We start from the raw sequence: 26,277 nt of genomic DNA on the forward strand, positions 1-26,277 counted from the left end.
AAAGATATCGCACACCTCCAAGGAGTGGGGGCATTCCTGCCCCCATTTGGGTGTCGCAGCCGATTACCGATGAAGCTTCCGATTTGAGTACCATGGCACCTCGCGGACGCTTGATGTGAAGACGCGCTGCTGGGATTCCCATGGGGACAGGAATGCCCCCACTCCTTGGGCCTGTGCGATGCCTCTGCCAAATGGTTGGCTCATCAGGAGGTGGACACATTCTTGAGCAAAAGGATTCGATCCTATGGAGGGGGTCACGTACGTGACACCACACCAGGCTGGCCACCTCACGAGACTTGCCAGGAATCTGTGGCAACCTTTCATGGCAGAACGTCAGCGTGAGCAGGTGTCTACCCGTGGTGCGGGTGGAGGAAGGCCCTCCGGGCGGCTCGCTCCTATCGATTCAAGAGCTCGGAGGACCAGGCTTCAGCGGGACTGAATCCTTCCCGAAGGTAGGCATGGGCACCAGCGGCTTCCATCGCAGGGGCAGCTTCTCCTCCAGCCATCCGCAGACGATCAGGGCATAGTGCTTCGTAAAGCGCAGCACACCGTGCGATGGTGCCCGCACGCCGCCCGGAGAAGTTCACCCGCAACTGCAAGGACTGGCTGGTACGGATGTGGTTCCCCCTGCACCTCTGGGAATGCCCCGCCGACGGCGAGGAAGCGTGGTCACGCTTGATACAAGCGGCTGCATTGCAGCGCCGGCCCGTGGTGACGCATGCCCAGTTTTATGCGGCGTGGAGGAATCTCAGGAGTGGGATGAAGGGGTGAGTAGTGGTGCAAAGAATGCACGCCTCAACCCGGCAATCGATAGGGTGTCGCCAGCCAGAGGATCAGCATGAATACAATGCCCCAGAACGACAGCTTGTCGTTCCAGGGGAAAACGCAGATAGCGGCCGCAAGGACGATGAGTGCTCCAGATTCCTGCATCTCCTCAATCACGAAAGGCTCGGTCCACCATGACAGGTCGCGGGGCATGCCGAACCTCAGCAATGCTGGCAGCATGAAGAGGCTGTAAGCTCTGAACATCACCACGGACACAATGACGGTCCAGAAAGCCACGCAGGCCATGCGTTTGAAAGAAGGCCGCTTGAGGAAGGAGGAGGAATTCACGTGCGAGTTTTGCCTCTTGAGATTCTGAGCGGAAACTGCCGCATAGAGAAGAGATATTCGATGCGAATGACAAGACGGCGCCATCCCCCTCAACAACGCACACGCTGAAGCCCCACGCCGAAGGTGTTCCACAAAGACAGCCTATCGGCAAGCCACACCGTCCCGCCTTCGCATCGGTTTGTACAACGTCTCCGCCATAAAGGCTTGCGGGCAGAACGTCAGCGTGAGCAGGTGTCTACCCGTGGCGCAGGTGGAGGAAGGCCCTCCGGGCGGCCCGCTCCTATCGATTCAAGAGGACTCAAGAGCTCGGAAGACCAGGTTTCAGCGGGACTGAATCCTTCCCGAAGGTAGGCATGGGCACCAGCGGCTTCCATCGCAGGGGCAGCTTCTCCTCCAGCCATCCGCAGACCATCAGGGCATAGTGCTTCGTATTCGACGCCCAGACGCATCCCACGCAGAGCTCATCGGAGGCGAGGTCCTTTGCCGCATCCCGCACCGGCACCTCAAAGCGCAGCACACCGTGCGATGGCGCCCGCATCGGGTACTGGCCTAGCACTCCCACACCCGTGAGGCGTAGGGGTTGCCCCTGGGGCGCAAGAATCACTCCCCGCGGTCCGTGCGCTCCAGCGGCGGCAGTTCTCTCCAGCATGGCAGCGTAGATGTGGAGCGGTACGGAGCTCGTATTCTCCAGCTCGATCTCCAGCACCTGAACGCCGCGCATGGAGTCAACCTGCGCCGTCACCTGACGGATGCGCCAGGGATTCCGCGGATGCCAGGTGAGGGCGAGATACACCACCGGGATGGCAAGCAGCACGAGGAAGATCGCGAGGATGATGCGTTTCGTGCGGGGGGACATCGACTGCTTATGATTGTTGATTTCTGATGTGAGATTGATCCCGTGTGGATGAAGGCCCCGGGGCCATTCATTCTCTGGAAGGCACGCTCATGGGCACACTGTCATAATACAAATGCTGCGTGGGAAAATAGCCGCGGAGCCACTGGGGGCTGTGGGCGTGCACCCAGCCCAGGACTTTCAGCCCACGCATCTTGGTCGAGGTGTAGCAGGCGTACTGCATCCAGTAGCGGCCATTCTCTTCCTTCAAGTCAGCCTCCCTGATGAAGTGCCAGGTGCGCACCTCTCCTCCCGCTGGGATGAAACGCGCCTGCGAATGCGTGCTATCAAAAGGGCCCCTGGGCTTATACCCGAGGGGTATGGAGTAGGTGTACGAAGTGCCCACGGTGTACTCCAAGAGGTGGATGGGAGCGGGGCTGACATTCTCCACATAGATCTCCAGATTCCGCCAGCCCACAGGTGCGGTGCTCCCCTCCACCAGCACGGCCCGGAACCGGAGCGGATTCTCCGGACTCCAGGTGACCGCCACGTACACCACGGGGATGGCGAGGAGGATGAGGAAGACGACGAAGACCAGAACTCTCAAACGGGGGCTCATCGCGATGTTGGATGGGTGAGTTCTTGCTGAGGCATTGCCGGCCTTCCTTGCAGGCGTGGTCACGGAGCACCCATCATGCTGCGGCACCACTCGCTGTACTTGCGCATGGGGTCCTCAAAACTTGTGCCGGTAATCATCCACTCCGCCGGCGCCACGTATACGACCAACCACTTCGGAGGGCCGTAAACCCCGGGAGGTCGTGGGGCGACATCCAGCGCATAGATGACCACAGGCGGCACGCTGAGGAGGTAGAGCACCGGCACGGCGACCAGCAGGCACAGCCCCCATGCGAGCCCGCGCGTGTAGGATGAGCCGTCGGCATCGGAGGAGGCGGGGTCCGGTTCGTCCATGGGATTCTCAACTCTGTACCCCACCCCATCATGCCAGACGCTCCCGGTGTCAAATCCTGAGCGGGCTGGGAGATGGTCGGTGTAGCACGCTATGATACTTCCTGATAGGCCACGTGAGGTGGAGCGTCAGGCACCGTGGGAGTCCACTCGCGGCACGGGTGGAGGAAGGCCCTCCGGGCCATCCTGCGCATTCATGAGGCCCGGGCAGGTCTGGCGGCCGGCGGAAGGATATCGGTGGCATCCAGATGCATGGGGAGATACGGGATGATGCGCCTCAACGCGACGGGACTGTGCCTATACAGCCAGTGGCAGGCGCAGGCGGTGTGGTAGCGGGTGCTGGAGTACCACATGTGATACATGCGGATGCGGCCCCTGGCTGCACGCGGGATGGTGCTGACTTCGAAGTTGCAATCGGCATAGCTCACGCCGTGCGCAGGTACGATGAGCCACGGAGTCTCCCGGAAATTTGCCGTCTGCACCGGGTTGAACGTAGCGGGCTCGAAGCGGACGGTCCTGGAGTACTTCTCAGCGTCGTCAGAGTCCCACATGGAGAGCACATAGATGGGTGTGGGGGTGACATTCTCCACGGCCACCACGACTCTGCCAAAGGTGCGCTCCGCACCGACGGCAAAATTTTGCGGACCATGCAGCTCCACCATCCGGAACCGCAGCGGCGCACGCGGATGCCACGTGAGCGCCACATACGCGCCGATGGCCATGGCAAGCGCAAGGCCGGTGGCGAGAATCATGCGACGGAGTCGACGGGACATGGGGACATGAAAGAGAAAAACCAACCGGGTGAAAAGCGAAAAGGCGTGCCGCCAGCCGAATCCCGTGGATTCGCGAACTCAATATATCCACGACTTTTCAAGGAGCGGAGCTACCGCGAAGTGCTCCCCGCTTCACCGGCTTGCAGATGCGTCATTTCGCTCTGTGACTTCGGAGTCGGGAGAAAGCGCTTGGTCAATTCCGGGAAGTGCTGGACCATCCAGAACCAGCGCAGCGAGTATACTTCGTAGGTCCGCGAATCGAAATGGTAGCGCACCACGAGACCGCCCTCTCGTGCGATATCCACGGCCTCAGTGGTCACCGCGCCGGACACGAGGACGTCCTTGTAGGCGGGGATGATGAGTTGTCGTGGCGGGAACGACCGATAACGTCCCAAGCGAAGGTCTTGTGCGAGAATGCTGCCTGCACCGAAGCCCATCCTGCCGAGGCTCATGCCGGGCGCTTCCAGCTCCGCAGAATGAAAAATGATGGAAGCGGGGCTGGAGTTCTTCACGCGGACCTCGATGGGACGATAACCGTCCAAAGGATAGTCCGCCGCGGCAGGATCCATGGACTCCAGATGGAACTCGAGCGGCGCACGAGGGCGGAAGGTCAGGGCGACGTAGCCGGCGGGAATGCCGACCAGCATCAAGAGGACAATCAGAGTGGCGATCTTGATGCGAAGGGACATGAGCTATTTGTGATCTATGATTGATGAATTGAGAATTCAACCAGGCAAATCCCTTATGGAGTGAGCGGAGCGTCAGGGCGGGTCGATGGCGAAATGGGGGTGACATCCACATTCGGTGGCACGTGCGGGAGGAGATGGTGTTTCTGCAGAGACTTGGGAGTGTGGCGGTGGATCCATGCGAGGATGCCGATGACGGTGCGCTTGGGCGCGGATGCCCAGACGTAGCTCGCTGATTCGTTCACTCTCTCTCCTTCCTTTGGCCAGAGTTCCGTGAAGACGACTGAGCTGTGGGCTGGAATCATGCCGGAGGAAAGGTGCGTGCGGAGGTCGCTATCCAACTGCGTGGCCGTCACATACGTGAGGTGCTCGTGGAGGTTGGCAGTCTCCTCGGAATGGGCTGTGCGAAGGGATATCAAATACACCGGGATGGGACTGGTGTTTTCCACGGTGAACTCGATGTAGGTGTAGCCGTCATTTCGCAATATCTCCGGGGTCTCCACCAGCCGCTCCATGCGGATACGCAGGGGATTGGCGGGTGACCATGTGAGGAACAGAGCCACCACAAGGATGGTGAACGGCACCAGGAAAAGCGCGGCGACGAGGAGCTTCGTACGGCGGGACATGGCTATCTATTCATGCATGGAACCTCAGGCATCCACAGAAACTTTGAATGCCCAGCTTGAGCGAAGTCTTGGGAAGCTTGTTTCTTTGTACGGAGCTCCTCGCGAAAAATGATCCAGGAGAGATTCCACCCAGAAACGTTCAGGGGTTACCCATTACCTTGTTCAAGATACCTTCCGCCAGACCTGTCTTGAGCACCGGGAGCTTTCCGGGCGTGCCTTTACTCATGCTATTCTTGATGCTCTTCAGATCCTCAACAAACGATGGAATGTGCACGCTGAGTCTGTTGTCATCTTTTACAGCGAACGCTCCATCATAGATGTCTGGCAGCGTCATCAACGTGATGTCACCACCATCGGCAATCGCTTCTGTGGGCTGGACGACAAGCAACCAGGATGTCCCCATGGCTGGATAAAGGTCTGAATCGCCGATATCCGGCTGCACTCTAGACCGGTGGGCTGGCGAAGCTGCGTAGAAGAAGACTTTGCTGAATCCAGTGACAGATTCCGTAACCTCGAAGAAATAGAAACCATACCCCTTGTTGAGCAGGCCTTCATATTTCCTCAGGTCAATGACATCCAACTTCAACTTCCTGGCGGCGTCGTCCATTGAAATAGTCCTGGCCAGAACGATATGCTGATCCTTGCTCGTCAACGCATGGCTGAACAGTTCGATTGCCCTGTCCATGTTCCCCTGGTCCGTTGGGCCACTTTTGCTAGGCTCCGCTCCCCATGCTGCGTGAAGCAAGCACATGAAGATGATTGAAGGAAAGATGCAGGGGTTCATCTGGCAAGTTCGGCTATTTGGCATGGTGGATATCTGCATTCAAGGTGAAGCCTGTGATTCCCGACTCTTCGGGGAGTGATCTACTGCCCGCTCACTTCGACGGGCACGAAATCTCCATCCACATGTGGGTACCAGCGCGAGGAGACTGTGTGCGGCCATTTGCCGGACACATAGTCCAAAAGGTCCAGGTAGTTTTCCTTGGACCTTGAAAGGAAGGTGTAGGTCATTTCAGACCGGGCAAGTCCGGTGACATACGTGGCCTCGAACATCTCAAGGACAAGGCGACGAGAGCCGTGTGGGGGAATGACCAAATCGTCCTCCGAGGCTGCAGACATGGTCTGCACGATGCTGAAGTGGACTCGACTGCCATCGGAATCCTCTGGACTGACCAGCTCCGCCCTCAGCAGATGGATGGTGGCGCCTGTGGTATTCTCCACGTCCACCTGGTAGCCCCCGACTTGGGCCGTACCGGCGCTGAATGATTTCTCCAGTTTCTCCGATGATGGCGGAATGATGCGGAAGCGCAGGGGCTTCTGTGGGGACCAGTTCACCATGAGATCCCCGACCGCGATGCTGAACGCCAGCAGCAGGATGGCGGTGATGAGGAGCTTCGGGCGGCGGAACATCGCTATCTATGATTTGAAATTTCAGATTTCAGATCGATTTCGGGTGGAGCGTCAGGGTGAGTGGGTGGCGACTCGTAGGGAGGATGGATGAAGGCCCTCGGGGCCATCCTGCCTGAGCGGTGCGGTGGGAGCAAGGCTTCTGGAGAAGCCTTCTACGTTTTCTGCTCCTGCAGGATGTGGCCGCGCGCGAGTTCGTAGGGCCACTTGCGCAGGCGGCCACGCCGGGCCCACACGAGCCAGGGGAGTGGATACGGGACGTATTGGAAAAACTCCGCGAGATCACCGGCGGCGAGCCAGACGAGCCAGGCATCGCACTCATGCGCATCCCACGTGTCCCAGGGCTCGTGGTATTCCCGTGCAGACGGCACCGCCTTCGCAAGGAGGATGCATGTGGGCGTGATGTACACGCGACCGGTATGGATGAAGGCGGCGAGGTCCTCCTCGAAGGTGCGTGTGGAATCGTCCCTGGTGTACAAGGCGAGAGCTTGCTGGAGGACGACGGTATTGGCGCTCATGCGTGGAGCAGGAATGCAAAGTGGCGGTGTGGGCGTGGGTGGGCCGGAGGAGATGGCTTATGATATCTGGATATGGAACGTGCATCCGCCTTCGTTATGGCCCGCCCTCAAGGGGGATGACCTCCTCCCACTCCTTGAGCTTGGGCACACGGTCGGTCAGCCATCTTGGCCCATAGTTCAGCAGCCATTGCTGGATGCTTGAGCGTGGGGAGGATTGCCACCGGTACAGGGTCCACACCTGCCCCTTTGGCACCTCGCTGATCAGTTCGGGAAGCAGGAGGGCATCTGCCACTACATGTCCGTTAGCAGGAATGACCAGGACACTGGCTCCACGATCGGACTGGGTCAGGCTTTGAGCCAAGACCATGCCCGGTGGCGCATCCCGAAAGACGATGGCTCCGCCCTGGCTCAGGAGCGTGGCTCCGTGAAACTCGATGCTGCCGGGGCTCGTGTTCCCAATGCGCACGCGGCGGGCCCGGTAGCTTCCGAGTTTGTTGTCATTTCCCACGGTTGGCTCGGTACTCTCGAGATGAAAGGTGAGAGGTGAAGCAGGATGCCACGTGATGGCGAGGTAACCGGCTGGGATACCACATAGCACAACGAATATGCTCAGGATGGTGAGCTTCGTGCGGCAGGACATGGGTGCTTATGACTTTTGACCTTGTTTTATGATTTGAGGTTCTGCATCTCAAATCTCCTCGGATGGAGCGTCAGGGTGCACGGGTGGCCACTCGTGATGTGGGTCTTCGAAGGCCCTCCGGGCTGGCCAGAGATGCTCAATGCTCATGGAGGCGCTGCCAGGAGAGCCTGTCCATATTGCCTGGCCGGGCGCTTGAGTTTTCCGCCAATGTCTGACGGCAGGACCTTCCACAGCCACAAGACAAGCGCATCTGCTTGGATCGCCATCCGACTGTTCCAGGTGTACTTGACAGAGAATTCGTGAAGCGGCTTGTCCATGGGCACCCCCTCTTCCACCAGGAATTTGCGGAGGATTTTGCGGTGCGCAGGTATGATCACCGGCGGAGGGGATTCGTAGGTGATGATCAACGTGTCCATGCCCCCCAATATCATGGGCTTGGCAGTAGCGGCCGCCTCCCCCAGATAGGCCCTGCGAATGCCCACGGTGACTGCGGAGGTATTCTCGACTTCCACCGCAAGCACACGGAGCTCCTCAGCATATGCGGGCATGTACTCCATGCGCTCCCCCACCACGTGAAAACGCAGCGGGTCCTCAAGCCGCCACGCGAGGACCACATAGGTCACCGGGATGGCGAGCAGCACCAGGAGGGACGCAGCGATGATGAGCTTCGTGCGGCGGGACATGGGGTTGATTCGCAAGCGATGAACTCAAGACGACGGAACTCAAAGACTGAGCTTCCTCCAACATACCACGCATCAATCCTGGAGCGGATCCAAATTGGCCTCGAAGCGATCCACATTCGGAAAGGGCACCTCCCCGGCGAAGCTCAGGACGTCGATGCTATTCAGTGTGTTGGAAAGCCAGAGGCACAGGGTGGTGACCTTGTGCTTGGCATCGGTGACACAGGTGTAGCGCACACGCATCTGCCCGGCATTGGCAATCGCCACCTCGTCCTCTGCCACGAAGGCGACGGTCTCGATGGCACTCTTCGCAGGTATTCTGATACCATCGGTGGTATCCGGCAGGTCTCCCGCTCGGATGCCGCCGAGGCTGCCTGTGGCCCACCCCTCGGGCTGGCTGATGTACATCAAGTCGGCGTAGTTGATGAAGATCGCTGTGGAAGAGGAATTCTCCACGCGGACTCCGAGGGGTACGAGGTCCTTGTTGACCTGCAACGTCCGTTGCACTGGGCCGCGCAAGGGCACCACTCGAAAGCTGAGGGCATGCGACGGAGTCCAGGTGGCGGCACCCCAGACGATGGGAATGCCCAGCAGCACCACGAAGATGCCGAGGATGATGAGCTTCGTACGGCGGGACATGGGGGGCGAAGATGGCTACTTTCCGGGAGCCTGCAGGGGTGTGACGTCCTCCTCTGCCGGGAAGCGAGGGACCAGGCCTTCCAAACTCGCCGGAAGGCGGGCACGAAGGTGCAAGGAGAGGACGGTCACCTTCCACTTCAACTTGGACGTCCATGTGTAGTGGACGAAGATGCCGTCCACAGGCGGAGTCTCCAACGTGACGGGATCGATCGGCGCGGTGACGTCGACGCTTCCGCGGGCAGGAATGGTGAGCGTGTATCCACCGGGAGCGAACCAGGGAGCAGGATAGATGGGCCCGGAGTGATCCCCTGCTATCTCACCTGTCCCATTTCCCAAGCTGGCAGATACCAGATGAATTGGCGTGGAGCCCGCGTTCCCAATCTTGATGTGAACCGTGCGTAGCGCCGCCGGATCGTCAGCTGCGGCTTCCTCCACCCGCTCCATACGGAACGTCAGAGGATTGGCCGGACGCCACATGAGCATGGCATACACCGCCGGAATCCCAAGCAGTAAGGGAAGGAGGACGAAGAGGATCAGCTTGGTGGGGCGGGACATCACTATTGATGATTTTTTGATTTATAATTTTAGATTGGGAGTTGGGGCATTTTAGGGAGGAGTCGAAGGCGACTGAACACTGGAGACATCGAGCGGCACCAGGGTGGTAGTTACGTCGATGAGCGGGAGATGTTCGGACCATGCCTCGGGCGCGTACCGCTCCAGGCCATTCTCCAAACAACTCTCCAGCTTGTCGAGGACGCTGGGTGTCCAATTGTATCGGACGTCAGGCTTCTCCTTGGCCATAGCAGGCACGTTGAGAGTATTTGGGTGATATGTGATGCGAAGGCTTTCGTGACCTGCGATGGTGATCTGGGGGTAGCGAATCAAGTCTTCCGGCTCCATCCCTGGCGCTTTCACATAGCTGAACCCTCCGTCATATCCGGCGACACCCGGGCCTTCGAACTCGATGTAGTACAGCACGATCGGGAAGGAACTGGTGTTCCGCAATTCTATCTCAATGGGGGTGCTGTCCGTGTCACCAAAGGTGGGAGAATTCACGAATGCAGGTGCGCTGAGCAAGCGGAACTGCAGGGGATCACGCACCCTCGCGGCGAGGAGCAGGTAGCCGACCACGATGGCGAGCGTGATGCCAAGAATTGCGAGCGTGGCCAGTTTGATGCGGTGGGGCATGAGGGGGCAAATTTGTTTTTGTAATCTACCCCGATGGAGATGTCGATTCTTGGGAAGAAACCAGGGACCAGGGAATTTCGGTGGGGGCGTGGAACGTTCCGCACCCCGCTTGCGACGGTGCTGGCATCGCCTTCGGGATGCGAGTGATAGCCTTTCTCTTTCTTTTCCGGTGGTATCGCTACGCTCAACCACCGGCTACAAGCTGCCATGCCTCCGACATGAAAGCCACCCGCTTTGTTCCAGGTCACGGCTGTCATTCAACTTAACATGCGCAAAGATTCCAAATCTGCAGTGCGCAAGGGTGGAACGTCAGGGTGAGTGGGTGGCTACTCGGGCCACGAGTGGACGAGGGCCCTTGGGGCTATCCGTGACCTGACGTGGGAGGACATGATGCGTGAAGGTCAAGGGCTGGCATGTGGAGTTGCAGAATCGGGAACGCTGGGCTCAAGTTCACTTTCCAACGGGGCCACGTCGGTAATGGGCCGTAGGGAGTTGATGGAGTTCTGAACCAGCGGTGGGCTGTGCTTGTGGAGCCACGTGAGGAATCCGCTCCATGTTCTCCTGGGTTGGGATTCCCAATAGTGATGACCAAGAAGGTCTCCGCGCTGTGCAGCGCGAATGTGCTCCGGGAGAAGCTCTCCCTCGAGCTGAACCCTGCGATGGGGTCCGATGATCATGGCGCCTGGAACGGTCGGGACGGAACCTCCGCTCTGGTACTCTTCGATGACGATGCCGGTCGGATTGGCCCAACTCGGCTCCTTACCCGGCACTTCGATGAGGATGGCCACCAGATAGATCACCGCGGGGCTGGTATTTTCCACGCTGATGCGGATATCGCGATAGCCCAGAGGGTCGTGTTCGCTCATGGGCGCGATGTGCTCGAGACGGAGGATCAGAGGTTTGTACGGTTGCCAGGTGTACGTGAGATACACCGCTGGGACGGCGAGCAGCACGAGGAAGATCGCGGCGATGATGAACTTGGTGCGGCGGGACATGGAGACTTGTGAGGTTAGACGGCCATCAAATGGGATGGAAGACTGGAGAGGCGAAGCTGCTGCGAAGGTCGGGGTGCGAGCTGCATGACGATAAGGATGCTTCGGGGCAATCAGTTACTTGAATGCCGCATCCACCTCTACTGGAGCGGAGCCGGAGGGGAACTCAAACGTGGGAAACTTGCTCCACCAGGGCGCGGGACACAGATCATGCAGCCAGTTGAATACCGAGCTGACTTGCTTCTGCGTCTGCGACAGTGCGTAGTAATTGGCGCTCAACCTGCCCTGCTTCGCCTCTTTCACAAGGTTTGCCTGCAGAGAAGCAGTGGCAAGGATGGCACGCCCTGGTGGGAGAATGAACGCACCAGCTTCGGCATGAGTGCCGGCTTCCTTCTGATGCCGTGGGTCGATCGTTCCTGGCGGAATCATGGTCAATTCAGGAGTGTCTCCAGTAAACTCCAAGCGGACAAAATACACATGAATGGGCATGGAGTTTGTATTCTCGACGCGCATCCGGACCATGCGGAAGCCGAACTCATCCTGATGCTCCTCGGGATAGAGATGCATCAACCGGAAGTGCACCGGTCGGGAGATGCGCCATGTAAGGGCGACATAGATCGCAGGAATCGCCAGCAGCACGAGGAAGAGCCCGAGGATGATGAGCTTCGTGCGGCGGGACATGGGACGCTGTCTATGATTTGAGATTACAATTCTGAAGGAGGGTGGATATCAAGACGCGATTCGGGAATGCGCTGTCACTTTGCATGTTTCATTTCTCACTTTTCATTTTGCATTGGGAGCGGCACTTCACCACTGAAAGGCTTCTGGAAGAGCCTTCTACGTTACGTGTCACGCGGGTGTCTGATTTGCCTGCTGTCGGGTCGGAAGACCCAACGCCCACTGTCAGGCCAGAAGGCCTAACCTCCGTCATTCAAGTGCCGCGGACGCCCATGAGGACTTTGGGTTTGGGCTCGTGGCCGGTGTGGGTGGTGACGAGGCCGGCGGCATGGGCCTCGGCAAAGGTGCGGAACGCATCGGCGCTGTGCGAGCAGGCGTCGTGGAGGGGCATGGGACGCAGGGCTCCGCCGGGGGTGGGCGGCTGCTTGCGATAGGCTTCCAGGCACTGGAGGCCGGAGGGGAGGTCGCGGCCCTCGAGGCTCTTGCGCGGTCGGTCGGTGCGGGTGTGGAACCAACACTTGGGCAGGATATCCCGCACGTCATTGATGCCGGTCCAGATATCGGGCGTGCGCGGGACGATGCGAATGCTGTGGCGCGAGATACCGGCGGCTGAGAGTTGATCCACATAAGTGCGGCCGGAGCCTTTATCCCGGATATTCGCATCATGCGGGAGGAAATGCATGGCGATGCGGCGGGCGAACATGGACTCCCAGGAGCGGATGACATCAGCGACATGGGCTGCGCCCTGGCCTTCGCCTTCGTGCCAGGCGAGGATGAGGAGGTCGCGACCGGAGGGCTGGATGAGCCAGCCGGAGGTGTAGTCACTGATGCCGAGGTCCCAGGCAGTGAACATGGGCATGCTGCGCTCGTGGCTGAAGTCCTTCACACGGCCCTGGGTGCGGAGGGTGGTGATCTCCGGATAGATGGGGTCGCGCGTGGTGGCCTTCACGCACTCATCCGCGGTGGAGGGGAACTGGGTGTACATGCTCTCGCGCTGCTCGGCGGCCTTCCGCTCGTACCATGCCTGCCGTTCCAATTGGATGGTGATGCCGTGCTTTGATTTCAGCTCGCGGAAGTAGCGCTCGGTCTCGGGCTTGCGCGGGGCGTGGTGTGGGAGGGTGTAGGAGGGATGGTGATACCAGGGGAAGAAGTGGAGCTTCCAATCGAGTGGCGAGAGCTGGCGGCCGGTGGCATCGCAGGCGAGGCGGAAGATTTCATAACATTCGCCCAGGGGTCCGCCTTCCATGGTGGTCTCGATGTCGATGATGCCGGTGGCAGGGACGGCATTGAAGGAACCCTGACGGACGCGGGCGGCGGCTTCGGGTCGCTGGGCGGCGAGGGGTCCGTATTCAGATATGTGAAGGCGACGCGGGGTGCCACCCATGAAGGACATGTTTGCCTCTTGATGACTGCCGTTGCTCCAGGCGAGGCAGGAGTCGTTGGACTTTACGAGTTTGAGTTTGGCGTGGAGGCCGCGCCAGATTTGGGCGATGGCGGGATTGGGATGCTCGGGACCACGCTCCCAGGCGAGGCGGGCGATGGCGAGTTTCTTGGTGGCATCATCCTTGCGGAAGTCGACGTGGGCGCAGTGGGTGTCCTTATTCCAGAGGCACTCGTCGAGGTAGTCGATGACGATGAAGGTGGACATGCCGAGCTTGCGCGCCTTGGGCACGAAGTTTCGCGTGTGACGCGCCTGCATGAAGGTCTCCTGCTCAGCGCGGAGGACAAGGGGGATGAGGCCAGTGTCGTTACTATCCTCCGGGAGGATGAGGTAAAGGTGGCGGAGGCGCCAGGCCTTATCCGAGAGGACTGAGGTGAGTTTGTCGGCAAGCATCGCTATTTATGATTTGTGATTGATGATTTTTGATTGGGGGCGTTGCCGGGTGTCTTTGGTGGATGGGAGTGGTGCGTCGGTTTATTTGGTCGCAAAGCAGCGGAGTCGCTAAGGGGGATTGGGGCGGGATTGGGCTGCGGGTGTTCAACGCAGAGACACAGAGACGCAGAGGAACTTCGGAGACTGAGAAGGGAGTGCGGGTTGCGGAGTGTGACCGATGACCGATGACCGATGACCGATGACTACTCACTTCAGCAGTCGTGAGAGGGCTTCTTCGACGGCGGGTGAGGTGAGGCTTACGTTGCCTTCGACTTTGGAGGGGGCCTGCCAGCCGCAGAGGGTGGCGAGGAGTTTGGCGGCATCGAGCTTGCTGGGGAGTTTGGTTTTGCTACGGAGGAGGATGGGAGGTGGTGGTGTAGCATCGGACTGGGTGGACTCTGAGGGTGCGGCGAGTTTTGTGGAGGGTTTGGCTCGCGAGGAGGTGGTCCTCTTCCCAGCGCTGGAATAGTCCGAGGACGCCATCTGTGTTTTCTGCCCCTGGACGGCATTGGGGCGGCGTCCGCTGGTTGTGAGCTCGTCGCGGGTCCACTCCTGGCACTGGCGGTGATGCTGGTCTACGGTGCTGACGGGGGTCTGGATGGTCTCCACGAGGAAGGCGATGAGGTCGGCCTTGCTGAAATGCGCCTGATGCGTGGCGATGTGACTGGCCTCTCGGCGGAGGGTGGTGATGCGGGCGGTGATGGCCGGAGACCCCAGGAGCTGTGCAGCTTTCTTCTTCGCGGTGGCACCCGTTCTGCAACGGTAGAGGCGAAGGCAGGTTCCGACCGGATCTTCTCCAATGGAGACGGCCTGGGCGAAGGCTTCGAGTTTCTGATTGGCGAGTGGCGGGTCTACGTTCGAAAGCGTGTCCAAAACCGGCTCAACGGTTGCGTTGTCATTGCAATGCATGGTACCAGAAAGTACATTCTGAGCATGTGAGTGTCAACGAGGGCAGTCGGCAGGGGTGGCAAGTGAGATCGTGTGACGCCACGCTCCCCGCTTGCCACGACGCTGGCATCGCCTTCGGGATGCGAATGATACTCTTTCTTTTCCGGTGGTATCGCTACGCTCAACCACCGGCTACAAGCTGCCATGCCTCCGGCATGCAAGCTGAGGCCCCGGCTTGTTCCGGGCCACGGCAATGGTTTGATTCGAAATGCTCTGGTCCCCTGCCCTACCGACTTACCCAAGCGCTATTGTCCAAGCCATTCGGTGGCGGCGATTTTCCAGGCTTCGTCGATGAGGTCTTCGTCTTCATCGATGCGGTCGATGACGCGCTCCAAATCCTTCTCGACGGCTTCGTAGAGGATTTCGTTCTCGTCTTCATCAACGATCTTGCCGTCGTGCCATTCACGGAGGCTGGCTTTGAGATCCTTGATGAGGACGGAGCTTAGTTCCATCTCGGTGAGCCACTCGGGGGTATGGAGCTTGTCCTTGTCGGTTGCACGGAAGGGTTCAACGAGTTTTCTGAAGTGAACTTCGATGGAAACCTTTTGGGGTTCGGTGGCCTTGAGGCTGGGGTTTTCGATATAGGGGCGCTCGAAGGGGACGCGGATGGACTGGGTGAGTCGCGCCTGAAACTCGGCTCCGAGGGTACGCTGGTAGATTTCCGTATTGGCGGCGCGTGGGGCGGCAGCATGCTCGGACTCGAGGCCGGCGACCTTGAGCTCGTGATAGAGGTAAAGGGAGTAGACGGCTTTGCGATCTTTCTCGCTGAGCTTGGCGTCGTGGAGGAAATCGACGAGGGCGAGGATCCAGACGCGACCCTGAAGGGCGGCGAAGGTGATCTCTTCTGATGTTTTTGGCCGGGCGATGGCGCTGGTGGGGGCGCTGAGGATGAGGCCGGTGATGAGCAGGAGGCCGAGAAGTGAGAGTCGGGAGCTGGGGCTGGATCTGGATTGGCGGAAGGGAGCTGAGGTGTTCATGCGGTGGAGGGAGGAATGCAAAGTGGTGGGGGAGATGGCGTGCGGAGAGGAGGGAATGGAGTACGAGAAGGACTTTTGAGGTAGATGAGGGAGGCGCGACTCTGTAGGGTGGGTGCGTGGGGCTGTCTCGCTTGGACGGGGGCAGTGGGAGGTTCGTTCACGTCACTTATGAGAAATACCCCGGAAGAAGATGCAGACTCGCGGGCGGAGCGTGGCCGGGTGGGCAAAGCGATGGTGTGGATGCTTGCGACGGGGGTGATGCTGGTGGTGCTGTATGTGCTGAGCGCTCCGATGGTAGAGCATCGAGCGATGAGTGCTGCACCTGGAGGCACGTTCTTCAGCAAGAGGCCGGAATGGCTGCACCGCTATCTGCAGCTTTGGGATTGGCTGGTGCGCATCCGGGTGCTGGAGGGGCCGATGACGCAGTACCAGATATGGTACTATGAGCGGGTGTATGACGTGCAGGTGGAAGAGGTGCGATGAGCGGGCGAGTCCGGCACTCTCCTCGCTGTGGCGAACGGGACATGCTGCCACTCCACGGGCTATCACTTTCTCCTGGACCCCTTCAGGGTCCGAGCTTTTTTCTACGTTTACCCAGGGTGTCGGTCGCCAAGGCTCCCTAACCCTGGGCTGGGCTCCTGTGCCCCTTCAGGGCACGAATGCGGCAGTCGTTTCAAAGGAGTTGATGCGGCAGTCGTTTCAAAGGAGTTGTGGAGTTCGATTGTGGATATGTGAAGGAGTGAGCATGCAATGGTGCGGTGCGAACTCTGTGGGAGGATGCCGGGTGCGAGACTTGAAGCCGCATGCCCCGGGTCCGGAGTTCCCCAGCCAAAGCGGTGCTTCGCACGCGCACTCCAAAGCGCTCCGCGCAACGTGGTGCTGTTTGGCGAATGATGGGGCCAATCGGGTCGGTCATCTCACGGGACTTGCCAGTTCGGGCTTAGCCTGACCTGTGACTCCGCATTTTTTCAACACTTCACGGCATTGGATAAACAAGGATGCAGATAGATGGGGAGGGAGTTTGCTCTTTGGTGATTCTGGACTGTCGCAGCTGCATGAAGACGAAACCGGAAGCGTGGATGAGGGACCCGTATGCGCCATCGCGCTTCAAGAGGTGGGTATGGCTGGGTGTGGTGGTGGTGATGGTGTATCTCCTGAGTGTGCCGCCGATATCCATCTGTGTGACGACGGGATGGCCTCTCTCGATCGCGTACGCGAAGCGTGGGGCGAAGCCGGAGGGCTGGGTGAAGACCTATCGGGTGCCGTATGAGTGGCTGGCGGGGAAGGCTTTTGCGAAGGGGGTGCTAAGAGGATATGAACGCTGGTGGCTGGATGTGATGATTCCGGTGAGGGAGGGAGGAAGGCGGCTGGGCGACGGAGGGTGGAATGCAAAATGAAAAGTGAACAATGAGAGACCGACCTGATTTCACTCTGTCATCTGCCTAACCCAGCCAGAATTCGATACTTCAAGAACGTTGAAGGTGTCCAGACCTCTGTACTGCAAGGGATGGCCTGGATGCGGCGGGATGAGGGCATGATGGTGGGGGGGGGAGAGAAGATTTTGTTGGACAGGGGAATTGGGGAGCTTAGAATGGGCAGGTACCAGAAAACATGTTTTGACGTGTGACTATGAGTGTTGATGGGTTTATCACGATGCCTTCTTTCAGGCCGGATGGGAGCCTGGACAGGCTGAACCACGGTGGCGGGTCGAAGCTGCCGAAGACGATCCCGGGAGAGCCAACGAAGGTGCAGAAGTATCCGGACTTCTTCCGTGCGGTGCTCTTGATGGCGCACCAGAAGGCTGCGGGGGTGAAGAAGGTGGACCCGGAGTTGGGATATACCATTCCGTATGGCCAGGGGAACTTGCAGGGCTCGAAGGGTGCAGGGCAGTCACCTGCGCAGCAGGCAGGCACCACGGCGGGAACAGGGATGTCCGGGCAGCGGACTGCGCCTGCGGCCACCTCTGCGGAAGGAGGTGCGATGGCGCCCAGGAAGAAGAGAACCCTGCTCTCGGGTGGTGGGGCTCTTTCGCAGCCGTACGGGTCCGATACGATTCTGGGTGGATGACCAAGGGTGATGGACAGGTATCGAAAAGAAAGGTGAGGCAGCAGGCTTATGAGAATGATCGATGGATATGATTATACAAACTATGCGAAGACGCAGCCGAATGGGAAGCTGACGCGGTATCACTTTGGCGGGGGCAGGAGCCAGGCACCGCCCCCACCGAAGCAGGAGCCAATCAAGATTCCGCCGATGCCGAAGATTCATCTTCCGCCTCCTCCGGCCCCGGCACCGTCTCCTCCCCCACCCCCGACGGCGACGAGTGCGGAGGTGGCGCAGGCGGATGAGCAGGCGCGCAAGGATATGAACCGGCGCAAGGGTCTGCGCAAGACGGTGCTGGCGGGTGAGACGGGTGGGTATGGATATGGGTCAGGATATGGATATGGCGGCAGTGCGTCCGGAAGTGTGCTGGGTGGTGGGACGCTGCTGGGTGGAAATCAAGGGGGTGGCGTCGTTTAGGGAACCACTCATGGACACTAACGGGACGCTTATATGAGTGGTGGTGGGGTTGGCTCTGGAGTGGATGGGTGTGGTGGGGTGCAGTGAGTTCAACACAGAGACACGGAGACGCAGAGGAACTTCGGAGACTGAGGACTCGTGGGCGTTTCTTGGTGAGTGGGGTGTGGCAGCGTTGGGAACCGTCGATGTGAGGGTGGGTGAATCGAGAGGGCGTATGAGAGATTTTTCCGAGGGTATCAGGACAGAAGCGCTCCGTTCAAAGCGGTGTCGCGGCCTCAAGGGAGGCCTGTGCCACCGCACTCCAAGACGCATAGCGACCTGGTTCCTTGAGTGGCTGTGTTTCATGTCAGCCCCCTGCTTAAGCTCTTCCCTACTTTATGTTAGAATCAGAGGTGCAACGAGGGCTCGGGAGGATGTTCAGCGATGGGTGCTGAAGGGAGGCTGTTGGTGGACGGTGATGATTGAAACTTTTATCTGTTTTATCTGATGAGAAGCGAGAAGGAGATTGTGGAAGAGTGTGTGGCGACGTATGAGGCGCGGAAGAGTGCCCGGGCGCCATGGGATGCACAGTGGCAGGTCATTGCGGACTATTTCTGTCCGAGGAAGGCGAGCATCACGAACAGCAGTCACCTGCCGGATGGGCAGAAGGAGGCGCAGATCTATGATGGGAGCGGGTACTATGCGCTGGATGTGGCGGTGAGGGGTCAGACGTCCGACATCATCCCGCATGACCAGGTGTGGTTCTCCTTTGACCCGCCGCCGGGGATGGCGGGTGAGTTCCGGGTGCAGCAGTGGTGTCAGCAGGCAACGAGGCTGGTGAGACTCTACCTGAGCGCCTCGAAATTTTATCCACAGTCCTATGAGTTTGTGAGTGACCGGACGTGCTTTGGCACGGCGTGCCTGTACTCTGAGGAGAGTGATCTGGATCCGAATGTGCCGGTGGTGTTCCGGCATCATCGCATCGGCTCATACACGATGGCGGAGAATGCGGATGGGGTGGTGGATTCGCTGGATTTTGAGAGGCGCTTCACGGCGCGGCAGCTGGTGGAGAAGTTTGGCCGGGAGGTGGCGAGTGCGAAGGTGCGGGAGTGCTTTGATGCGGGGCGCGGGAAGCAGGATACGCAATTCACGGTGCTGCACTGTGTGTATCCACGCGCGGAGGCGGAGCGCATCCTGGGCAAGATGGATGGTCGGAACAAGCCGTATGCCTCGGTGTGGCTGGAACGGGATGCGAAGCAACCCTTGCGTGTCTCTGGCTATGATGAGATGCCTTTCAGTGTGTCGCGATGGAGCACGTGGGAGGGGAATGAGGAGACGGCGCCGTATGGATATTCGCCGGCCTTTATGGCGCTGCCGGATATGCGTCAGCTGAATCTGCTGCAGAAGTGCCTGGATGTGCTGGCGGAGAAGAAGGCTAATCCCCCCTTGCTGATTCCGACGGGGTTCAAGGGAGATATTGACTATCGCGCGGGTGGGATCACGTGGTTCGACCCGGCGACGGGGGATGCGGCGAGGCCGCAGGCGTGGGGGATGGAGGGTGACTATGGCCTGGGGGTGCAGCGCGCGGACCAGAAGCGGAGCCAGATTGAGGCCTTCTTCCAAGTGAACATGTGGCTGGCGATCTCGCGCATGGAGAGGGCGAACATCACGGCGGAGGAGGTGCGGGCGCGTGTGGGTGAGCAGGCGAGGCAGTTCTCCGCGACGTATACGCTGCTGGTGACGGAGTGGCTGACGGCGCAGTTGATGCGCTTCTTCCGCATTCTGCTGCGGCGCGGGATTCTGCCGCCGCCGCCGCAGGAGATGGTGAGTGATGATGGGCGGGGGAATCTTTTCATCCCGGAGCCGCAGGTGCTCTTCTCTTCAAGAATCGCGCTGGCGCTGAAGGAGGCGGATAATACGGCGGTGGGGAGTGTGCTGAATCTGGCGGGGGCGATTGCGCAGATGGCGCCGGATGTGATGGATAACTTCAACCTGGATGAGATGATTCGCGGGAGTGCGCGGAATCGTGGATTGCCGCCGGAGTATCATCGGGACCCGGATGAGGTGGCGGCGATGCGTGCGGCGCGGGCGCAGGCGCAACAGCAGATGCAGCAGGCGGAGATGATGGAGCAGATGAGCCGGGCGGCGGCGAATGCGGGGAAGATTCCGAAGGATTCGCCGATGATGGGGCTGATGTGAATTTGAGATTTGAGATTTGAGATTTGAGATCTCAGATTTCGGAGGGCGGTGGGGTTGGTTCTGGAGTGGGTGGGTGTGGTTGGGTGCAGTGGGTTCAACGCGGAGACACAGAGACGCAGAGGAACTTCGGAGACTGAACCGGAGGCTGAGGTTGATAGTTGATAGCCTGAGAGGGCTTGATGAGGGAGACTCTATCTTTTGATGTTTTATGATGGATAATGGTATACCGGTTTTGGGGCAGGCGGAGTTGGCGGCAGAGGGGTTGAGAAGGAGGCAGGAGGAGGAAAGGGAGTTGGGGAAGATGTATGCGAGGGTGTTTGGGACGAAGGAGGGGCAGGCGGTGCTGAGGGACCTTTGTGAACATTTTCCTCATACCCGGCCGAGGTTTGATGCGGTGGCGACGAAGGGGAATGCGGTGGCGGCGCTGATTGGGGGGATTCACTTCGATGGGTCGGCAGCGGTGGTGAGGTATGTGATGGAGAGGATGGAGTCGGCGAAGGGGAAGATGGAGGAGGCGCCGGTGGTGGTGGGGGCATAAGCGGTGCGGCGGTGATCGAAGGGGAATGCAAAATGAGAAGTGAAAAATGAAAAACGCAAAGTGGGCCGGGGTTGATGCGGTGAGCGGTGAGACGGTGGTAGAGGCGACGACTAGCGGAGAGGATGTAATTTTTTTGATATGACGAAGGCTAAGATAATCACCAAGGGGAAGAAGAGGAAGGGTGTGGGCGGCGTGGCGAAGAGACCGGTAGATGGGCGTGCGGTGCAGGTGAGTCCAGAAGCTGTGGATGAGGTGGGTGTACTCCCCTGCCCTGTGCCGACGGACCCGGCGATGGGGGACAAGACGCCGGAGGTGATGGCATGGTATCGAGAGCATCGGCCGGAGGAGTTTAGGAGGAGATATGGGAATCGGGTTTGTCCGGAGGTGGATGATGTGGTGCGGTGTGGTGTGATGGGTGATGATGATGCGATGGGGCCGGTGTCGGATTTTGAGGATGATGAGGTGGTGGTGGTGAAGCCGAGGGTGATTATGGGGTGAAGGAGGGAGGGATAGAGGGGCAGCGGGTGCTGAGGTGCTGAGGTGCTGAGGTGCTGAGGTGCTGAGGTGCTGAGGTGCTGAGGTGCTGAGGTGCTGAGGTGCTGAGGTGCTGAGGTGCTGAGGGGTTGTGGGGTTGTGGGCGGAGAGGATGGGTGTGGTTGTGTGCATTGGATTCAACGCAGAGACACAGAGACGCAGAGGAACTTCGGAGACTGAGGATGAGGCGTTGGGAAGGTAGAGAGTATTGGGGTGCTTGGCGCTTTCCGCATGCCGGTTCCACGCCGCCTCCGCCCATCTGATTTGGAAGCCGGCGCAGCGGCTCCCCACCGGTTCATTGGTGTGCCGAGCGGTAGACCAGAGGGACGCCAGGCTGCCGCCGTATTGCGCGAGTTGATTCGCCAGGTCCATGGCTCCCTCCGCGCGTTCATCCATGAGCGGCAGGTGCTCGTCCTCCCAGGGGGTGCGAGCCTGATTTGCAGGATGTGACATGGTGTGAACAGCTCTCGGGGTGAGTGGTGAGAGGGTTTCAGAGGAGTGGGGTGATGGTGCGCGGTGGGGAACGGGGCGTCCCCCGTCCTTTGGCCTGTGGCGGTGCCTTGGGATGGGGATGTGTGGTGGGAGATGGTGAGTCTTGAGGCTGGCGGGAGGAATTCAGTTCAAGGTGGGCTTTGCGAATGCGAGGGACATTCTATTTTTTGATCACAAACCAAATAACCAACGAGTGATATTGATATGAGTGAAGATGCGACTGGCAGTGGGCAACAACAGCAGGATGGTTCGTTTGTGAACCATGGAAGTGGTGCGGGATGGAATGGTGGTGGTGGTGGCACTGCTGGAGTTTCGGGAGAGTGGGTGGTGGATGGGAAGTTTGCGCAGGGGCTTTCTGCCAAGTTGTCTGATGATTTGAAGCCTTATGCGGGATCCATCCGGAAGTTTGAGGGGACGCCGATTCAGGATGTGCTGCGATCGTATGGTGAGCTGGAGAAGAAGCTGGGGCAGCGGATGCAACCGCCGGGGCCGGAGGCGAGGCCGGAGGAGGTGGCGGCGTGGAGGAAGAATCTTGGGGTGCCGGAGAAGCCGGATGGCTATGGGATTGCGAGGCCGGAGGATGTGCCGGTGGAGCTCTGGAATGAGGAGATGGTGCGGGGCTTTACGGCGGTGGCGCACAAACATCACATCCCGGCAGCGGCGGCGCAGGAGCTGGTGCAGTGGTGGAACGGGCAGCAGATGTCAGCGGTGTCGCGCTATCACACCGAGGCTGTGAATCATCGTGAGGCGCTGGTGCAGGGGCTGCAGAGTGAGTGGGGAGAACGGTATGAGACGAATCTGCAGGGAGCGCAGCGGGTGGCGGCGATGGCGAGACTGGATGTGAATGACCCGGCGATTGGCGATAATCCGACGGTGATCCGTGCGCTGCATGCGATGGCGTCGCTGGTAAGCGAGGATCGCCAGGAGACGGGCGGGAGTGGTGCGCTGAGGCTCACGCGGCAGCAGCAGGCGGATGATATCCAGACGAACAAGTCCAATCCGCTGTATGGGGACTATCACGGGGCGAATGGATCGGAGAGGCAGGCGATGGTGGCGGAGCAGATAAGGAGGCTGCGGATGGGGTAGTTTCGGTGCGACGGTGCGACGGTGCGACGGTGAGCGTTGAGCGGCTTATGAAAGGGGACCGCTAATGGACGCCAACGGGCGCTGGGGGGAAGGGTCAGGGGTGGTTTGAGATGTTGGGAGGTGGCTTGAGGTCAACCACTCATGGAAGCTGATGGATATCCATGCCGTGAGTGCCGGATGTGGCGCAGGAAACCGTTGGAAGAGGTTGCTCCCCGGGGATGGGGGAACGGCTTGCCGTGCATCAGTTTCACACCACCTTCGCCTGCCTGCTCAGGAAACCGGCGCAGCGGTTCTCCACCGGTTCATTGGTGAGCGACATGATAGACTGTTGGAAGGCGACGAGGAACGGCAGAGGGCCAAGATCATCGGATGCACCAGTCTGAGGCCGGGATGTTGCCAGGGGATTGGTGTTGCCACTACCTGACAGGCAGGACGTGAATGGCGTGGGCGGCGCGGAAGAGAGCTGGTCTGTTGAAGTCGAAGATACCGGGGCTGACTTCGTCAAGGTAGTCCGTGGCGGCGGCGAAGATGAGGCGGAAAGAGACCTGGGGGAAGGTGGTATCCGGAAGCTCTGCGAGCGCGAGGTCCTCGGGGACGCCCTCAAGTACGATGGTCAAGAGAGCGACGGCGCGACGCATGAAGCTGATGAACACGTGCGGTCTTCCTGCATAGAGGCGCTCAGCGGCCTCGCCAAAGAGGGCGAGCTCTGTATCCGGCAGGGTGAAGGTCTCTCCTTCGAAGGTGTAGGTGTTGTCATACAGTCTGCCGAATCTAAGGACACGCGACCTCACGGCCTCGGGGTCGGGATGATCTGCGGCATAGCTGGCGTGCCGAAAGGTCTCCAGGAATTCCTTGGGGTTGAGAGGTAGGGTGACGCGGGTGGGCGACATGGGTGGCGCTGCAGGGGATGTGGCCTCGGCTGTGAAAGGGTATGCCGGGGGCGCTGGGATGGCAAGGTGGGTGTGAGTGAGGAATCAACCACTTCATCTGTGGCACGCATTTTGTGGAACACATACCTTCGGAAACGAGGGAGGGCGTGGACGCCCTGTACCACTTGGCTCGACGCTGGCATCGCCGTCGGGATGCGATGACTGTTCTCCCTTATCCGGTGGTATCAGTACGCTCAACCACCGGCTACAGGCTGTCATACCTCCGGCATGTGAGCTGCCCTGTCTGCGACAGGCGGCGGGCAGGATTTGAGTTCGGATGCTTGAAGGCGAGTGTGGTGTCACGCACGTTTCTTCAAGGCTCCGCACCCAGCATGCTGACTGCCGGCACTAAGGCTAGTGCCGTTCCCCGCGGGGGCATCTTTGTGGTGGAGCGACAGCGATGGGTATGTTTTCATGATTTTTGAGTTGCACGGGACCAGAAAACACGTTATGAGTGTGGGGTGCTGCTATTGAGCCGGGGCCATGAAGCTCTGACAACTTGGTGGCGGTGACTTTTTCTGCCTCATCCAGCAGCCAGCGGGTGCTGACAACTGCGAGTGACGGCTCCCTGAATCTATACAGGAACTGGAATGTCTGTGTCCCCTTCCCTCCCCTGCCCCAGTGTGGCCGATGTGATGGCCTGATTGACGGTGGCGGGTGCGTGAGCAGCGGAACCAGAAAACTCGCAAGATAACGATATGTCATTGGATATTACGCAATTTTACCCGACGGAGTTCGAAAGGAACTGGACTCATGTGGCTCAACAGATGGACTGCCGGCTGCGCCAGGCGGTGATGCCGGGTGGGAATCTGACGGGCAAGAGGAAGTCATTCAATCTGCTGAATGACTATGAGATGGACGAGGTGACGACCCGCAAGGGTGACACGCCGGATGGCGATACCTCGGGTGAGAAGTACTGGCTGTATGCGCGGAAGTTTGAGAAGGTGATCACGTTCGATGAGGATGATGAGCGCCAGCTGGGGCAGATTGTGCTGCCAGACTCGGACGAGGTGCGCAATATGGCGATGGCGTACAATCGCAAGGTGGATGATATGATCATCGCGGCCTTCGATGCGACGCGGTACATTGGTGAGGATGGGACGACGACGGACCCCTTCCCTGCTGGTCAATCCATCGCGGTGGACTATGTGCCGAGCGGTGCGCCGGCGAACAGCGGGCTGACGTTTGCGAAGATTCGCGAGGCGGCGCGCATCCTGAATGTGAATGAGGTGCCGGAGAGTGAGCGCTTCTTTGCGTACGGGGCGAAGCAACTGGATGACCTGCTGGCCATCACGGAGGCGACGAGCCGGGACTTCAGTGACCTGATGGCGCTGAAGGACGGGAAGATCAGCTACTGGATGGGCTTTACGTGGATTCCGACGCAGCGCCTGAGCCGCAATGTGAGCACGGATGTGCGTTCCTGCTTTGCGTGGCACAAGTCGGCGGTGAAGCTGGGTGAGGGTTCACGCAACAGCTACATTGATGTGCGACCGGACAAGCGGCATGCGAAGCAGATTCGCTCGGTGGGTCGCCTGGGTGCGGTGCGCTCGGAGAATGAGAAGGTGGTGCGGGTGTACTGCGATGAGTCGCCGTAAGGAGAGGGACAAGGAATAAGGGACACGGGACAAGGGTACGAACTTTTATCTGAAGAACGAATATGGCGAATAAGTATACGGATTTGGCGGCGGGGCAGTTGGCAGCGGAGAGTGATTTCTCGGAGGCACCGAGTCTCCGGGCGTTTGGTGGGGATGTACGCTATGTGGATGTGAAGATTGCGGTGACGGCGTTGACGACGTCTGATGTGATCTATCTGGCGAAGCTGCCGAAGGGAGCGCGGGTGATTCCGGCGCTGTGCTCGGTGGACCATGGTGATCCGGGTGATGCGCTGACGGGGAAGCTGGGCGACGAGGCAGATGATGACCGCTATGGTGCGGCGCTGGCGCTGGGTGGTGCGGCGGGAAGGAAGGCCTTCAGCGAGGCGGGGACGAAGGGGGATGCGTTTCTGAATCCCTACAAGTTTACGGAAGAGTTGTGGGTGACGTTTACGCCGACGACAGTGACGAATCTGGCGACGCACGACCAGGTGTGGCACGTGGCGTATACGTTGGGGTAGGATAGTTCTTAGTTCTTGGTTTGTTGTTGGTGGTGGTGTGGGTGCCCCGTGTGGTGTGTCTTTTTGGGTGAGGGGTGCGCTATGCGGGGCGCCTTTTTCCTGGGTGGGCGTGGAGAGTTGGTGTTGGATGGGTTCGTCGCAAAGCAGCGGAGCTGCCAAGCAGTAAGGGGCTTCTGACTGGGTGAGGATATCTTGGGGGGGGTTGGGTGCAGTGGGTTCAACGCAGAGACACGGAGACGCAGAGGGAACTTCGGAGACTGAGGGACTGAAGGATTGGATGGGGAAGGTGTTTTGGTGAATTTGGGGTTCTGAGGCTTTGGTATGGTCAGGGGTATGTGACGCCGGGAACGA

General features: G+C 59.5%; 32 protein-coding genes. 11 read left to right on the forward strand and 21 right to left on the reverse strand.

What is annotated here, in order from left to right; genetic code table 11:
• Positions 1 to 555 precede the first annotated feature (555 nt).
• Complete coding sequence (locus tag DES53_RS33300) at positions 556 to 771, forward strand: hypothetical protein (protein WP_113961748.1); 216 nt, start codon at positions 556 to 558, stop codon at positions 769 to 771.
• Between the two features lie 24 nt (positions 772 to 795).
• Here the strand turns inward: DES53_RS33300 and DES53_RS28475 are convergent, their stop codons facing one another.
• The 20 genes from DES53_RS28475 to DES53_RS28570 form a co-directional block, all read right to left on the reverse strand.
• Entirely contained in the window at positions 796 to 1,113 is a 318-nt protein-coding gene (locus DES53_RS28475; protein ID WP_113961749.1) for a hypothetical protein, read from the reverse strand.
• A 298-nt stretch (positions 1,114 to 1,411) separates the two neighbouring features.
• Complete coding sequence (locus DES53_RS28480) at positions 1,412 to 1,969, reverse strand: hypothetical protein (RefSeq protein WP_113961750.1); 558 nt, start codon at positions 1,967 to 1,969, stop codon at positions 1,412 to 1,414.
• 67 nt (positions 1,970 to 2,036) lie between these two features.
• Positions 2,037 to 2,564: a hypothetical protein gene (locus tag DES53_RS28485; protein WP_113961751.1), complete on the reverse strand. Its 528-nt coding sequence runs from the start codon at positions 2,562 to 2,564 to the stop codon at positions 2,037 to 2,039.
• Between the two features lie 59 nt (positions 2,565 to 2,623).
• Complete coding sequence (locus tag DES53_RS28490) at positions 2,624 to 2,914, reverse strand: hypothetical protein (RefSeq protein WP_113961752.1); 291 nt, start codon at positions 2,912 to 2,914, stop codon at positions 2,624 to 2,626.
• A 191-nt stretch (positions 2,915 to 3,105) separates the two neighbouring features.
• Positions 3,106 to 3,684: a hypothetical protein gene (locus DES53_RS28495; RefSeq protein ID WP_147263684.1), complete on the reverse strand. Its 579-nt coding sequence runs from the start codon at positions 3,682 to 3,684 to the stop codon at positions 3,106 to 3,108.
• Positions 3,685 to 3,794: 110 nt separating this feature from the next.
• Positions 3,795 to 4,373: a hypothetical protein gene (locus DES53_RS28500; protein WP_113961754.1), complete on the reverse strand. Its 579-nt coding sequence runs from the start codon at positions 4,371 to 4,373 to the stop codon at positions 3,795 to 3,797.
• A gap of 53 nt (positions 4,374 to 4,426) precedes the next feature.
• Entirely contained in the window at positions 4,427 to 4,996 is a 570-nt protein-coding gene (locus DES53_RS28505) for a hypothetical protein (protein ID WP_113961755.1), read from the reverse strand.
• Between the two features lie 139 nt (positions 4,997 to 5,135).
• A complete protein-coding gene (locus tag DES53_RS28510) occupies positions 5,136 to 5,681 on the reverse strand; it encodes a hypothetical protein (protein WP_170157490.1) in 546 nt (181 codons plus the stop codon).
• Positions 5,682 to 5,860: 179 nt separating this feature from the next.
• Complete coding sequence (locus DES53_RS28515) at positions 5,861 to 6,406, reverse strand: hypothetical protein (RefSeq protein WP_113961757.1); 546 nt, start codon at positions 6,404 to 6,406, stop codon at positions 5,861 to 5,863.
• 152 nt (positions 6,407 to 6,558) lie between these two features.
• Entirely contained in the window at positions 6,559 to 6,921 is a 363-nt protein-coding gene (locus tag DES53_RS28520; RefSeq protein WP_113961758.1) for a hypothetical protein, read from the reverse strand.
• 94 nt (positions 6,922 to 7,015) lie between these two features.
• Positions 7,016 to 7,561, reverse strand: a complete 546-nt coding sequence (locus tag DES53_RS28525) for a hypothetical protein (protein WP_113961759.1) — start codon at positions 7,559 to 7,561, stop codon at positions 7,016 to 7,018.
• Between the two features lie 143 nt (positions 7,562 to 7,704).
• Entirely contained in the window at positions 7,705 to 8,244 is a 540-nt protein-coding gene (locus tag DES53_RS28530) for a hypothetical protein (protein ID WP_113961760.1), read from the reverse strand.
• 72 nt (positions 8,245 to 8,316) lie between these two features.
• Entirely contained in the window at positions 8,317 to 8,880 is a 564-nt protein-coding gene (locus DES53_RS28535; protein WP_113961761.1) for a hypothetical protein, read from the reverse strand.
• A gap of 15 nt (positions 8,881 to 8,895) precedes the next feature.
• A complete protein-coding gene (locus DES53_RS28540) occupies positions 8,896 to 9,435 on the reverse strand; it encodes a hypothetical protein (RefSeq protein ID WP_113961762.1) in 540 nt (179 codons plus the stop codon).
• Positions 9,436 to 9,486: 51 nt separating this feature from the next.
• Positions 9,487 to 10,068 carry a hypothetical protein gene (locus DES53_RS28545; protein ID WP_113961763.1) on the reverse strand — a complete coding sequence of 194 codons (582 nt, stop codon included), beginning with the start codon at positions 10,066 to 10,068 and terminating at the stop codon, positions 9,487 to 9,489.
• A 401-nt stretch (positions 10,069 to 10,469) separates the two neighbouring features.
• Entirely contained in the window at positions 10,470 to 11,063 is a 594-nt protein-coding gene (locus DES53_RS28550) for a hypothetical protein (RefSeq protein ID WP_113961764.1), read from the reverse strand.
• A gap of 114 nt (positions 11,064 to 11,177) precedes the next feature.
• Entirely contained in the window at positions 11,178 to 11,741 is a 564-nt protein-coding gene (locus tag DES53_RS28555) for a hypothetical protein (RefSeq protein WP_113961765.1), read from the reverse strand.
• Positions 11,742 to 11,991: 250 nt separating this feature from the next.
• Positions 11,992 to 13,572: a hypothetical protein gene (locus DES53_RS28560; RefSeq protein WP_113961766.1), complete on the reverse strand. Its 1,581-nt coding sequence runs from the start codon at positions 13,570 to 13,572 to the stop codon at positions 11,992 to 11,994.
• Positions 13,573 to 13,818: 246 nt separating this feature from the next.
• Complete coding sequence (locus DES53_RS28565; RefSeq protein WP_113961767.1) at positions 13,819 to 14,520, reverse strand: hypothetical protein; 702 nt, start codon at positions 14,518 to 14,520, stop codon at positions 13,819 to 13,821.
• 284 nt (positions 14,521 to 14,804) lie between these two features.
• Positions 14,805 to 15,536 carry a hypothetical protein gene (locus DES53_RS28570; protein WP_113961768.1) on the reverse strand — a complete coding sequence of 244 codons (732 nt, stop codon included), beginning with the start codon at positions 15,534 to 15,536 and terminating at the stop codon, positions 14,805 to 14,807.
• Positions 15,537 to 15,704: 168 nt separating this feature from the next.
• On the opposite strand from DES53_RS28570, the gene DES53_RS28575 reads away from it, so the two are divergent.
• The 8 genes from DES53_RS28575 to DES53_RS28610 all read left to right on the forward strand — a co-directional run bounded on the left by DES53_RS28575 (position 15,705) and on the right by DES53_RS28610 (position 22,884).
• A complete protein-coding gene (locus tag DES53_RS28575) occupies positions 15,705 to 16,019 on the forward strand; it encodes a hypothetical protein (RefSeq protein ID WP_113961769.1) in 315 nt (104 codons plus the stop codon).
• 572 nt (positions 16,020 to 16,591) lie between these two features.
• The gene (locus DES53_RS28580; RefSeq protein ID WP_113961770.1) at positions 16,592 to 16,933 is read left to right on the forward strand and encodes a hypothetical protein; all 342 of its coding nucleotides are present in this window, start codon (positions 16,592 to 16,594) and stop codon (positions 16,931 to 16,933) included.
• A 256-nt stretch (positions 16,934 to 17,189) separates the two neighbouring features.
• A complete protein-coding gene (locus DES53_RS28585; protein WP_147263686.1) occupies positions 17,190 to 17,603 on the forward strand; it encodes a hypothetical protein in 414 nt (137 codons plus the stop codon).
• Between the two features lie 48 nt (positions 17,604 to 17,651).
• Positions 17,652 to 18,056, forward strand: coding sequence for a hypothetical protein (locus DES53_RS28590; protein WP_147263687.1), 405 nt, complete (start codon positions 17,652 to 17,654; stop codon positions 18,054 to 18,056).
• Between the two features lie 486 nt (positions 18,057 to 18,542).
• Positions 18,543 to 20,234 (forward strand): portal protein, encoded by a 1,692-nt coding sequence (locus DES53_RS28595; protein WP_113961773.1) that lies wholly within the window; start codon positions 18,543 to 18,545, stop codon positions 20,232 to 20,234.
• A 208-nt stretch (positions 20,235 to 20,442) separates the two neighbouring features.
• Positions 20,443 to 20,772, forward strand: coding sequence for a Bbp19 family protein (locus DES53_RS33305; RefSeq protein ID WP_170157491.1), 330 nt, complete (start codon positions 20,443 to 20,445; stop codon positions 20,770 to 20,772).
• A 138-nt stretch (positions 20,773 to 20,910) separates the two neighbouring features.
• Positions 20,911 to 21,270: a hypothetical protein gene (locus DES53_RS28605; protein ID WP_113961774.1), complete on the forward strand. Its 360-nt coding sequence runs from the start codon at positions 20,911 to 20,913 to the stop codon at positions 21,268 to 21,270.
• 732 nt (positions 21,271 to 22,002) lie between these two features.
• Positions 22,003 to 22,884, forward strand: a complete 882-nt coding sequence (locus DES53_RS28610) for a hypothetical protein (RefSeq protein WP_113961775.1) — start codon at positions 22,003 to 22,005, stop codon at positions 22,882 to 22,884.
• 416 nt (positions 22,885 to 23,300) lie between these two features.
• On the opposite strand, the gene DES53_RS28615 is transcribed toward DES53_RS28610, so the two are convergent.
• Positions 23,301 to 23,774, reverse strand: a complete 474-nt coding sequence (locus DES53_RS28615; protein ID WP_113961776.1) for a hypothetical protein — start codon at positions 23,772 to 23,774, stop codon at positions 23,301 to 23,303.
• Between the two features lie 737 nt (positions 23,775 to 24,511).
• Here DES53_RS28615 and DES53_RS28620 point away from each other — a divergent pair.
• The gene (locus DES53_RS28620; protein WP_147263688.1) at positions 24,512 to 25,408 is read left to right on the forward strand and encodes a phage capsid protein; all 897 of its coding nucleotides are present in this window, start codon (positions 24,512 to 24,514) and stop codon (positions 25,406 to 25,408) included.
• Positions 25,409 to 25,470: 62 nt separating this feature from the next.
• Positions 25,471 to 25,926 (forward strand): hypothetical protein, encoded by a 456-nt coding sequence (locus DES53_RS28625; protein ID WP_113961778.1) that lies wholly within the window; start codon positions 25,471 to 25,473, stop codon positions 25,924 to 25,926.
• Positions 25,927 to 26,277 lie beyond the last annotated feature (351 nt).

The organism is Roseimicrobium gellanilyticum (genome assembly GCF_003315205.1).
Taxonomy (GTDB): domain Bacteria; phylum Verrucomicrobiota; class Verrucomicrobiia; order Verrucomicrobiales; family Verrucomicrobiaceae; genus Roseimicrobium; species Roseimicrobium gellanilyticum.

Excerpts from the sequence above, each read along its gene's own strand:
- DES53_RS28495 (WP_147263684.1), bottom strand. The coding sequence starts at position 3,684 with ATGTCCCGTCGACTCCGTCGCATGATTCTCGCCACCGGCCTTGCGCTT.
- DES53_RS28590 (WP_147263687.1), top strand. The coding sequence starts at position 17,652 with ATGAGAATGATCGATGGATATGATTATACAAACTATGCGAAGACGCAG.
- DES53_RS28485 (WP_113961751.1), bottom strand. The coding sequence starts at position 2,564 with ATGAGCCCCCGTTTGAGAGTTCTGGTCTTCGTCGTCTTCCTCATCCTC.
- DES53_RS28625 (WP_113961778.1), top strand. The coding sequence starts at position 25,471 with ATGGCGAATAAGTATACGGATTTGGCGGCGGGGCAGTTGGCAGCGGAG.
- DES53_RS28615 (WP_113961776.1), bottom strand. The coding sequence starts at position 23,774 with ATGTCGCCCACCCGCGTCACCCTACCTCTCAACCCCAAGGAATTCCTG.
- DES53_RS33300 (WP_113961748.1), top strand. The coding sequence starts at position 556 with ATGGTGCCCGCACGCCGCCCGGAGAAGTTCACCCGCAACTGCAAGGAC.
- DES53_RS28555 (WP_113961765.1), bottom strand. The coding sequence starts at position 11,741 with ATGTCCCGCCGCACGAAGCTCATCATCCTCGGGCTCTTCCTCGTGCTG.
- DES53_RS28540 (WP_113961762.1), bottom strand. The coding sequence starts at position 9,435 with ATGTCCCGCCCCACCAAGCTGATCCTCTTCGTCCTCCTTCCCTTACTG.
- DES53_RS28595 (WP_113961773.1), top strand. The coding sequence starts at position 18,543 with ATGAGAAGCGAGAAGGAGATTGTGGAAGAGTGTGTGGCGACGTATGAG.
- DES53_RS28550 (WP_113961764.1), bottom strand. The coding sequence starts at position 11,063 with ATGTCCCGCCGCACCAAGTTCATCATCGCCGCGATCTTCCTCGTGCTG.
- DES53_RS28560 (WP_113961766.1), bottom strand. The coding sequence starts at position 13,572 with ATGCTTGCCGACAAACTCACCTCAGTCCTCTCGGATAAGGCCTGGCGC.
- DES53_RS28510 (WP_170157490.1), bottom strand. The coding sequence starts at position 5,681 with ATGGACAGGGCAATCGAACTGTTCAGCCATGCGTTGACGAGCAAGGAT.
- DES53_RS28565 (WP_113961767.1), bottom strand. The coding sequence starts at position 14,520 with ATGCATTGCAATGACAACGCAACCGTTGAGCCGGTTTTGGACACGCTT.
- DES53_RS28490 (WP_113961752.1), bottom strand. The coding sequence starts at position 2,914 with ATGGACGAACCGGACCCCGCCTCCTCCGATGCCGACGGCTCATCCTAC.
- DES53_RS28605 (WP_113961774.1), top strand. The coding sequence starts at position 20,911 with ATGACGAAGGCTAAGATAATCACCAAGGGGAAGAAGAGGAAGGGTGTG.
- DES53_RS28505 (WP_113961755.1), bottom strand. The coding sequence starts at position 4,996 with ATGTCCCGCCGTACGAAGCTCCTCGTCGCCGCGCTTTTCCTGGTGCCG.
- DES53_RS28580 (WP_113961770.1), top strand. The coding sequence starts at position 16,592 with ATGAAGACGAAACCGGAAGCGTGGATGAGGGACCCGTATGCGCCATCG.
- DES53_RS28480 (WP_113961750.1), bottom strand. The coding sequence starts at position 1,969 with ATGTCCCCCCGCACGAAACGCATCATCCTCGCGATCTTCCTCGTGCTG.
- DES53_RS28535 (WP_113961761.1), bottom strand. The coding sequence starts at position 8,880 with ATGTCCCGCCGTACGAAGCTCATCATCCTCGGCATCTTCGTGGTGCTG.
- DES53_RS28525 (WP_113961759.1), bottom strand. The coding sequence starts at position 7,561 with ATGTCCTGCCGCACGAAGCTCACCATCCTGAGCATATTCGTTGTGCTA.
- DES53_RS28575 (WP_113961769.1), top strand. The coding sequence starts at position 15,705 with ATGAGAAATACCCCGGAAGAAGATGCAGACTCGCGGGCGGAGCGTGGC.
- DES53_RS28585 (WP_147263686.1), top strand. The coding sequence starts at position 17,190 with ATGCCTTCTTTCAGGCCGGATGGGAGCCTGGACAGGCTGAACCACGGT.
- DES53_RS28500 (WP_113961754.1), bottom strand. The coding sequence starts at position 4,373 with ATGTCCCTTCGCATCAAGATCGCCACTCTGATTGTCCTCTTGATGCTG.
- DES53_RS28610 (WP_113961775.1), top strand. The coding sequence starts at position 22,003 with ATGAGTGAAGATGCGACTGGCAGTGGGCAACAACAGCAGGATGGTTCG.
- DES53_RS28515 (WP_113961757.1), bottom strand. The coding sequence starts at position 6,406 with ATGTTCCGCCGCCCGAAGCTCCTCATCACCGCCATCCTGCTGCTGGCG.
- DES53_RS33305 (WP_170157491.1), top strand. The coding sequence starts at position 20,443 with ATGATGGATAATGGTATACCGGTTTTGGGGCAGGCGGAGTTGGCGGCA.
- DES53_RS28545 (WP_113961763.1), bottom strand. The coding sequence starts at position 10,068 with ATGCCCCACCGCATCAAACTGGCCACGCTCGCAATTCTTGGCATCACG.
- DES53_RS28530 (WP_113961760.1), bottom strand. The coding sequence starts at position 8,244 with ATGTCCCGCCGCACGAAGCTCATCATCGCTGCGTCCCTCCTGGTGCTG.
- DES53_RS28620 (WP_147263688.1), top strand. The coding sequence starts at position 24,512 with ATGTCATTGGATATTACGCAATTTTACCCGACGGAGTTCGAAAGGAAC.
- DES53_RS28520 (WP_113961758.1), bottom strand. The coding sequence starts at position 6,921 with ATGAGCGCCAATACCGTCGTCCTCCAGCAAGCTCTCGCCTTGTACACC.
- DES53_RS28570 (WP_113961768.1), bottom strand. The coding sequence starts at position 15,536 with ATGAACACCTCAGCTCCCTTCCGCCAATCCAGATCCAGCCCCAGCTCC.